We start from the raw sequence: 7,467 nt of genomic DNA, 5'->3' as shown, positions 1-7,467 counted from the left end.
GTTCCCGAAGGGCCGCCCGCCGAGCCGTTCACGCCCGTGGGCCGAATGCCAGTTCGCCAGATCCGGTCCCTTGGGCACGATCCCCGTCGGGTTGATGTCTTCGTGGACGATGTAGTAGTGATCCTTGATCTGCTGGAAATCGATGGTGTCCCCGAACCCGGGTGTCTGGAACAGGTCCCTCGCATAACCCCACAGCGCGGGCATCTCGGTGAGCTTGTTCCGGTTGCACTTGAAGTGGCCGTGGTACACCGGGTCGAACCGAACGAGCGTCGTGAACAGCCGGACATCCGCTTCGGTGATGGTGTCCCCCACCAGGAAACGCTGATGGGTCAATCTCTCCTCCAGCCAGTCCAGCGCAGTGAAGAGCCGATCATAGGCTGCTTCATAGGCCGCCTGTGACCCTGCGAAGCCGCAGCGGTAGACGCCGTTGTTCACCTCAGTGAAAATGCGCTTGTTGACGCGGTCGATTTCCTCACGCAACAGCTCCGGATACAGCTCGGGCGCGCCCTGCCGGTGGAACTCCGACCACTCCGAGGAAAAATCCAGGGTGATCTGAGGGAAGTTGTTCGTGACAACGGCACCCGTGGTGATGTCGACGATCGCCGGAACGGTGATCCCGCGCGGATAGTTCGGGTCGCGCTTGAAAAACGCTTCCTGGAGCCGCTCGATGCCGAGAACCGGGTCCTTCCCGTCCGGGTCGAGGTCGAAGGTCCAGGACCGGCTGTCGTGCGTGGGTCCGGGGGTCCCGAGGGAGATGGCCTCCTCAAGCCCCAGCAGCCTGCGGACGATGATCGCCCGATTCGCCCAGGGGCAGGCGCGCGCGGCGATCAGGCGGTATCTGCCCGGTTCCGCCGGGAAACCGTCCACCGCATCCCGCGTGATCCGTGTTTCGATGTAGGCGGTGTCACGGGTGAACTCCTCGCCGGAAGTGACATAAGCACCTCTGGTGCTGTGACCAGTGCTGGAATCCGTGCTGCTGTCCGTGTGGCCTTTTTCCTGCTCTGGTCCGGGCATCTGGTAAGTCTCGATCCGCTAGCTGTGGTTGGATTCGCGCTCGTACTTTTCACGGAGTTCACGCCCCGTGTTGACGGTCTTGAGCTCTTTCTCATTCTTCTTTTCCGCGGCCTTCGTGTCCCGCGGCGGGAGCTGGATGGTTTCCTCAGCCTCGATGCCGGCCTGCAGCTGACGTCCACGCTCCATTTCGGCATCGAATTCAGCGCCGAAGAGGAGGGAAAGGTTGGCGAGCCAGAGCCACAGGAGGAAGATGATGACGCCGGCGATCGCTCCGTAGGTGGCCTCATAGCTGCCGAAGTTGGCAACGTAGAACGAGAACGCCGTGGTGGTGATGGCCAGGACGACGAGCGCGATGAGCGAGCCGATGCTCATCCAGCGGAACTTGGGCTGCTGCACGTTGGGGGTGCCGTAGTAGAGGACAGCGATCATCATGACGGCGAAGGCAACCATGACCGGCCACTTCGCAATGCTCCACACCGTGACGGCGGCGGGGCCGAGGCCGATCGTGTTCCCGACGGCTTCGGCTACCGGACCGGACAGCACCAGGAGCAGGGCCATGATGACGATGAGCACCAGGACCACAACGGTGATGAGGAGCATCTGCGGGCGAAGCTTGAAGAAGGGGCGGCCCTCCTCGACCTCGTAGATCCGGTTCATGGCCCGCGAGAAGGCCGTGACATAGCCCGATGCCGACCAGATGGCGCCGAGCAGGCCGATGATGAACGTCAGCCCCGCGGCCTGGTTCGAGGCGAGTTGCTGGACGATCGGCTCGATCGTGTCAGTGGCTCCACCCGGGGCGAATTGGCTGATGATGCCCATGATCTGGTTCGTGGTTGCCTCCGCCTGCCCGAAGAGGCCCAGCAGCGACACCAGCGCGAGGATGCCGGGGAAAAGCGAGAGGACGGCGTAATACGTCAGCGCCGCGGCGAGGTCGGTGCACTGATCCTTGCCGAATTCACCGAGTGAGCGCTTGGCTACATATCCCCAGGCCGGCTTGGCCATGTCTTTCGGATCGTCAGGCTTCCTCGGATCATCCGGATCCGGCGCATTACGGGCCTTTTGGGACGTCTGGTTGTTCCCGGCGCTTGCCGACTGACTCTTACTGCTCACAGTTTCCTCCACATCACGCCCATCCCGGCCGGGCGTCGAATCCGATATCGTCTCTCCTATAACTGCACCATAAGCGTGCTTACTAGTCCAGTCCTGCCGCAGGCGTCCCTGCCGCAGCGAACGAAGAAGAGGAGCCCCCCATGCGAATTGCCGTTGTCGGTGCCACGGGAAACGTCGGTACGGCAGTGCTGCGCAGGCTGCACCGCGCCGCCGGGGAGCGGGAGAACGCCGGTTTCGGGCCTCTCTCCCTCACAGGAATCGCCCGCCGCACTCCCGATACTGCCGCAGAACCCTACCGGGGCGTGCACTGGCACGGGCTCGACGTCGGTACGGACAGTGGGCGCACTAAGCTCACCGCGGCGCTGGAAGGTTCCGACGCCGTCGTCCATCTCGCCTGGGCCATCCAGCCGAACCGCGACGAGGCCGCGATGTACCGCACCAACGTGACCGGCACGGCAAACGTGCTCCATGCGGCCGCCGACGCCGGCGTCCAGCACATTGTCTGCGCGTCGTCGGTGGGCGCCTACTCTGCTGCCGACAAGGAATTCCGCAGGGACGAATCCTGGCCTACCGGGGGTATCCCCACATCCCACTACAGCCGCCACAAGGCTGAGCAGGAAGGGTTGCTGGACCGGTTCGAGGCCGATCACCCCGACCGTCTTGTCACCCGTCTGCGTCCCGGTCTCATTTTCCAGCCCGACGCCGGCAGCGAGATCGGGCGGTACTTCCTGGGCCCGCTCATTCCCAAGGTGGTGCTCGGCCGGATCCCGCTGCCGCTGATCCCCATCCCCGCACGGCTCATCTTCCAGGCGGTGCACGCCGACGACGTCGCCGATGCCTACTGGCGGGTGGTCGAGCAGCGGGCGCCGGGGGCCTTCAATATTGCTGCCGAGCCGGAAATCACCCCGGCCCGTGTGGCCGAGGTGCTCGGCGCCCGCCGCGTCCTCAATATCCCCGTCGGCGTGCTCCGCGCACTGGTGGCCCTCAGCTGGGGTGCCGGCCTGCAGCGGACCGATCCCGGTTGGATCGACATGGCGGCGCTCGCACCGGTCATGGACACCAGCCGTGCGAGGACAGTGCTCGGCTGGTCTGCGGAGCATTCGTCGAGGGACGCCCTGGCCGCGGTAATCGATGGCCTCCGCAGCGGGGACGGACTGGAGGGCTCACCGAATCTGTATCCGCGGTAGGGCTTCAGTACAGGAAGATCGGGAACAGGTCCCGGTTGTGGGCGTGCAGCAGTACCAGGAACAGGACGAAGTCGAAGAGGAGATGGACGCTGACCACATAGGTGAGTGACTTGGTCCGCGCGAAGATCCAGCCCTGCACCAGCGCGAACGGGTAGATGAGGAAGGGCCCCCACGCGTGGAAGCCGAGCTCCCACAGGAAGGACGTGAAGACCACCGCCTGCAGGATATTTGCCTGCCATTCCGCAACATGACGGCGCAGGAGTGTGAACACCGTGCAGATGAAGAACAGCTCGTCCCAGATTCCCAGGACGTTGGTCCCGACGAAGAGTCGCGCCACGCTCCCGGCGTCGTTCGCCGCAGGCCAGTTCTCATAGACGCCGCTGGGGATGAGATAGACGGGCAGCAGCAGGTAACCGATGACGACGACGGCGGGAAGGTACCAGCGCTCGAGGCGTGACCACTTCTGCCCGGTGAGGACGGGAAACCGGATGGCATGCTCGCGGTAGAGGAACCGCGAGATGAGGTAGGGCAGGGCGACGGCGGCAATCATCGCGCTTCCCATGAGTGCCATGTGGCCCACGCTGATGTCAGTGGTGATGGGGACGGCGTCCATGATCAGGATCCCGAGGGCAATCAGGCCGAGGTCCCGGAAGAGACTCCGGTTCAGGGCGGCGGCCACTCCGAGTGCGGCGGCGAGGAGGACCCAGCCCTGCCACCGCAGGTCGAGACCGAACAGCAGGAAGCCGGCAGCCGCTGTCATCCCCGCCGGGATAACGTTCAGCGTGGCATGCCGCACAGCCGGTGGCGCTGCTGCGGTTTTGGACATGCACCAGAGCCTACTCCCGGTGCGGCGCGTCCCCCGCTGCGATTCGGTCCCTTTCGTCGTTGTTCCCGGCCAGGTTTCCAGTGGAGGATGGAAGAAGGCACTGCCCTGCTCGAACCCCTTCCAAAGGAGCCCCCTTGGAGTACACCTATGACGTACTGGTGATCGGCGGCGGCCCGGGAGGCATGGCCGCCGCAACCCGCGCTGCCGAACTGGGCGCGCGGACCGCCGTGGTGGAGCGCTCCGCACTGGGGGGAACCTGCGTCAACTCCGGATGCGTACCCACGAGGGTCCTCGCGAAGACCGCACGGCTCTTCCGGGAAGTACGCACCGCCTACGACTACGGCATCGTGGTGGCCGAACCCACCGTCGACTGGGAGAAGACAGTACAGCGCGTGCACGCAACGGTCGATCGGGTGCTCGACGCGAAAGGATACCAGGCGACGATGGAGCGCCTCGGGATCGACCTACTCCGCGGCCAGGCCGTTCTCACCGGTGAGCGCTCGGTCTCCGTCGATGGCGCAGAGGTCAGCGCGCGTTCCATCATCCTGTGTGTCGGCGGCGACGCCCGGAGACTTCCGATCGAGGGTGCCGGACTGTCCATCCTCCCGTACGAGGTCCTCTCGCTCAAGGAGCTTCCCGCCGTCGTTGCGATCATCGGCGGCGGCCACACGTGTGTGCAGCTGACCACCATCTTCAACGCCCTCGGTTCGGAGGTCCTGCTGCTGGATCTTGCTCCACGGATCCTGACCACCGAGGACCACGACGTCTCGGCGTCCGTCACCGCGAGCTTCGCCTCGAAGGGCATCCGGGTCGAAACCGGGATCGACGGCATCGACGGCATCACGCAGGGGACCGACGGAACGCTGACCATCACCTGGAAGCGCGACGGCGACCCCGTGTCACAGGACGTCAGCGCCGTCGTCATGGCCGCCGGCTGGCCCGCGAACCTGGCGGGCCTCGGATTGGAGGCAGCCGGAGTCGAAACGGCCCGGTCCTTCATTCCGGTGGATGACTATCTGCGCTCGAATGTGCCGCACATCTTCGTTGCGGGTGACGCCAACGGCAGCAGCATGCTCGTGCAGGCAGCGGTGTTCGAGGGTGAGACCGCCGCCGAGAACGCCGTCCTGGGTGCCAACCGGACCACTCCGCATCACCTGCTGCCCGAGGGTGGGTTCACCGACCCGGACTACTCGGGGGTGGGACTCACCGAGGCGCAGGCGCGGGAACGGGATTCGGAGTGCCACGCCGTCGTCGTCCCGTATGCCGCCGTGGAGCGGCCCATCATCGACGACCGTGAGCAGGGCTTCCTGAAACTGGTGACGGACCGCCACCGAGAATTGATCCTGGGAGCTCACGCCGTGGGGGAGAATGCGGTGGAGGTGATTCAGGCCGTGGCATCCGCCATGGCGGCCGGAACGGACCTGGCAACGCTGGCCCGCGTGAAATTCGCGTACCCCACCTACAGTGCGGTCATCGGACATGCGGCGAGGGCCGCACTGCGGAAGTAGCCGCATCAAGGGTTGTGCGGCCGGGCCATGGTTGGTGGCTCATCACGTGCCCCGCGCTAGGTCCGACTGCTAGGGTTTGTGCCACACAGCAAAGACAAGGGTGCTTCGTTTCGCAGCAACAGCGCAGGGAGAAGAATGGCGATCATGGACAAGAAATTTACCGCCACCGAGGAATCCAGCAGCAAGCATCCGCACGACTGGGGGCGCGCGATGGCCGTCGCCATCAGCCGGCTCGCTGACATGGCACGGGAAGCGGGCGATGAATTCGAACATGAAGCCCTGCTGGGCGAGGACCTGCACCTCTTCGTGGAAGACACCGAGGACGGCGTCAACATCACCATCTCGTGGACGCCCCGCGAGCAGAAGGCGCTGCCCGCCGTATCCCCGGACGACACGTCGGCCTGATGATTCACGGCTGATCCCGTGCAAGGTTTCACCTGGAACGCCGGTGGTGGGCGGCGGAAAATCGTTCCTGCCCAGGGCCTCCGGTTACGCCTTTCTCTGATCGACGAGCACAGGTTCGTGAACGGCGTGGTGCACCTGCGGTACGAGGTCAGCACCTGACGCGGAATCCACTGCGGCCATCTAAAAGCCGCGGAAGTAAGCAGACTTACCATTACCGCGGTAATGTGGAGGCAACTCGTCAACCGACATCACTGGGAGGATCCCATGTCTGCACAGAACCCCGATCCGGAGGAAGACAAGATAACCGGGCTCGAACCGGGCGGCGGCGTGCCCCCGGGAGAGACCCCGCCGGGCGAGTCCAGCGTCGGAGCCCCCCAGGGCCACGAGGAACATGGACCCAAGAAGGGTTTCTCCGCCGTGTGGCTGGGAGTGATCGGGGTGATGGTGATCCTGGTGTTCATTCTGATCATCGGCAATATCATCCCCTTCTTCTAGCGCCGCCCCGGAATGGCGAAAGCCGCCGACCAGTCCCTGGACTGGTCGGCGGCTTTCGCCATTGCATCGCTGTCAGAGGGAGTAGTACTCGCTCAGCTCCCGCTCTTCTTCGGGGGACAGTTCCAGATCGCTGTCGGTGTCCGGCGAGTCACTGATCTCCTTCTTGGTCCACTTGAGGTGGAGATCCGCCCCTTTGAAGTGAGCACCCTCAAGGGGCACGTAGTGCTTGCGGGTGTTGAGCAGGCCGAAAGACAGCGTGATCCAGCCTGGAAGGCCCGACGTCTTTTCAAGGTGGACCTGGTTCACCTCTCCAAGTTTCATGCCTTCGCTGTCCCAGGCGGTTGCCGCCTGCAGTTCATTGATCCCAAGCTTCTCCATGATGCTTCCTCTCGTCAGACGGCCCGCAGTTCGTCTACCATTCCAGCCCAGATGGGCCGCAAGGGCAACGCCGGCAGGAACTAGGCCTTATCCGCAGCCTCGCCCAGGAGTGGGAGGAACTTCTCCAGTGCGTAGGGCAGGCTGAGCGGATTGGCTGCCGAGACGGACAGTGTCAGGGTGTTGTCACTGTCGGCAACGAGTGCGCCGGTCTCCACCGCGGGGATCTGGCTGAGCAGCGGGTCGCTGCTGATTGCTTCCTTGGTCGCTGCGTCCGGTACCCAGGTCACGAAGACGTCGGACTCGAGCTCATTGGCGCGCTCCGCGGACCAGGGGATGAAGAACTCCGTGCTGTCCTGCGTGTTCTCGGTCACGACGTCGGCCTGGATCATCCCTAGCTCCGTCAGGAAGCGGGGGCGGTTGTCGTTGGCAGTGTAGATGTTGACGCCGTCGGCGCCGGCAGGTTCGAGGTTTCCGTAGATGAACGTCTTCCCCTCGAGCTGTGGGTACTCGGCAGCGGCGGCGGCGATCGTCTCCTCGGTGTCGG

8 protein-coding genes and 1 pseudogene are annotated in these 7,467 nt (G+C 64.5%); 4 read left to right on the top strand and 5 right to left on the bottom strand.

Features of this window, described 5'->3' with window-relative positions; translation table 11 throughout:
• Nucleotides 1-1,014 (bottom strand): glutathione S-transferase family protein (locus Y705_RS0105735; RefSeq protein ID WP_049822349.1); only part of this gene is annotated, 1,014 nt, incomplete at its 3' end.
• 18 nt (nucleotides 1,015-1,032) lie between these two features.
• The gene (locus Y705_RS0105730; protein WP_253908503.1) at nucleotides 1,033-2,124 is read right to left on the bottom strand and encodes a YihY/virulence factor BrkB family protein; all 1,092 of its coding nucleotides are present in this window, start codon (nucleotides 2,122-2,124) and stop codon (nucleotides 1,033-1,035) included.
• A 140-nt stretch (nucleotides 2,125-2,264) separates the two neighbouring features.
• Here Y705_RS0105730 and Y705_RS0105725 point away from each other — a divergent pair, with 140 nt between their 5' ends.
• A complete protein-coding gene (locus Y705_RS0105725) occupies nucleotides 2,265-3,311 on the top strand; it encodes an NAD-dependent epimerase/dehydratase family protein (RefSeq protein ID WP_026532165.1) in 1,047 nt (348 codons plus the stop codon).
• Nucleotides 3,312-3,315: 4 nt separating this feature from the next.
• Here Y705_RS0105725 and Y705_RS0105720 read toward each other — a convergent pair whose 3' ends face one another.
• Nucleotides 3,316-4,137, bottom strand: a complete 822-nt coding sequence (locus tag Y705_RS0105720; protein ID WP_049822338.1) for a CPBP family intramembrane glutamic endopeptidase — start codon at nucleotides 4,135-4,137, stop codon at nucleotides 3,316-3,318.
• Nucleotides 4,138-4,271: 134 nt separating this feature from the next.
• On the opposite strand from Y705_RS0105720, the gene Y705_RS0105715 reads away from it, so the two are divergent.
• The 3 genes from Y705_RS0105715 to Y705_RS0105700 all read left to right on the top strand — a co-directional run bounded on the left by Y705_RS0105715 (nucleotide 4,272) and on the right by Y705_RS0105700 (nucleotide 6,545).
• Nucleotides 4,272-5,645, top strand: coding sequence for a dihydrolipoyl dehydrogenase family protein (locus Y705_RS0105715; RefSeq protein ID WP_026532163.1), 1,374 nt, complete (start codon nucleotides 4,272-4,274; stop codon nucleotides 5,643-5,645).
• A 144-nt stretch (nucleotides 5,646-5,789) separates the two neighbouring features.
• Nucleotides 5,790-6,050, top strand: a complete 261-nt coding sequence (locus Y705_RS0105710) for a hypothetical protein (protein ID WP_155849945.1) — start codon at nucleotides 5,790-5,792, stop codon at nucleotides 6,048-6,050.
• A gap of 264 nt (nucleotides 6,051-6,314) precedes the next feature.
• Nucleotides 6,315-6,545 (top strand): DUF6480 family protein, encoded by a 231-nt coding sequence (locus tag Y705_RS0105700; RefSeq protein ID WP_026532161.1) that lies wholly within the window; start codon nucleotides 6,315-6,317, stop codon nucleotides 6,543-6,545.
• A 72-nt stretch (nucleotides 6,546-6,617) separates the two neighbouring features.
• On the opposite strand, the gene Y705_RS0105695 is transcribed toward Y705_RS0105700, so the two are convergent.
• Together Y705_RS0105695 and Y705_RS17725 are read right to left on the bottom strand one after the other, a co-directional pair.
• A complete protein-coding gene (locus tag Y705_RS0105695) occupies nucleotides 6,618-6,923 on the bottom strand; it encodes a hypothetical protein (protein WP_026532160.1) in 306 nt (101 codons plus the stop codon).
• An 80-nt stretch (nucleotides 6,924-7,003) separates the two neighbouring features.
• Nucleotides 7,004-7,467 (bottom strand): annotated as a pseudogene (locus Y705_RS17725) (ABC transporter substrate-binding protein); the annotation flags it as partial.

The organism is Arthrobacter sp. H41 (genome assembly GCF_000520535.1).
GTDB lineage: Bacteria > Actinomycetota > Actinomycetes > Actinomycetales > Micrococcaceae > Arthrobacter_D.
The sequence above is the reverse complement of the archived record's forward strand: the minus strand, read 5'-3'. Positions and strand labels throughout refer to the sequence as shown.

Excerpts from the sequence above, each read along its gene's own strand:
- Y705_RS0105725 (WP_026532165.1), top strand. The coding sequence starts at position 2,265 with ATGCGAATTGCCGTTGTCGGTGCCACGGGAAACGTCGGTACGGCAGTG.
- Y705_RS0105720 (WP_049822338.1), bottom strand. The coding sequence starts at position 4,137 with ATGTCCAAAACCGCAGCAGCGCCACCGGCTGTGCGGCATGCCACGCTG.
- Y705_RS0105710 (WP_155849945.1), top strand. The coding sequence starts at position 5,790 with ATGGACAAGAAATTTACCGCCACCGAGGAATCCAGCAGCAAGCATCCG.
- Y705_RS0105700 (WP_026532161.1), top strand. The coding sequence starts at position 6,315 with ATGTCTGCACAGAACCCCGATCCGGAGGAAGACAAGATAACCGGGCTC.
- Y705_RS0105695 (WP_026532160.1), bottom strand. The coding sequence starts at position 6,923 with ATGGAGAAGCTTGGGATCAATGAACTGCAGGCGGCAACCGCCTGGGAC.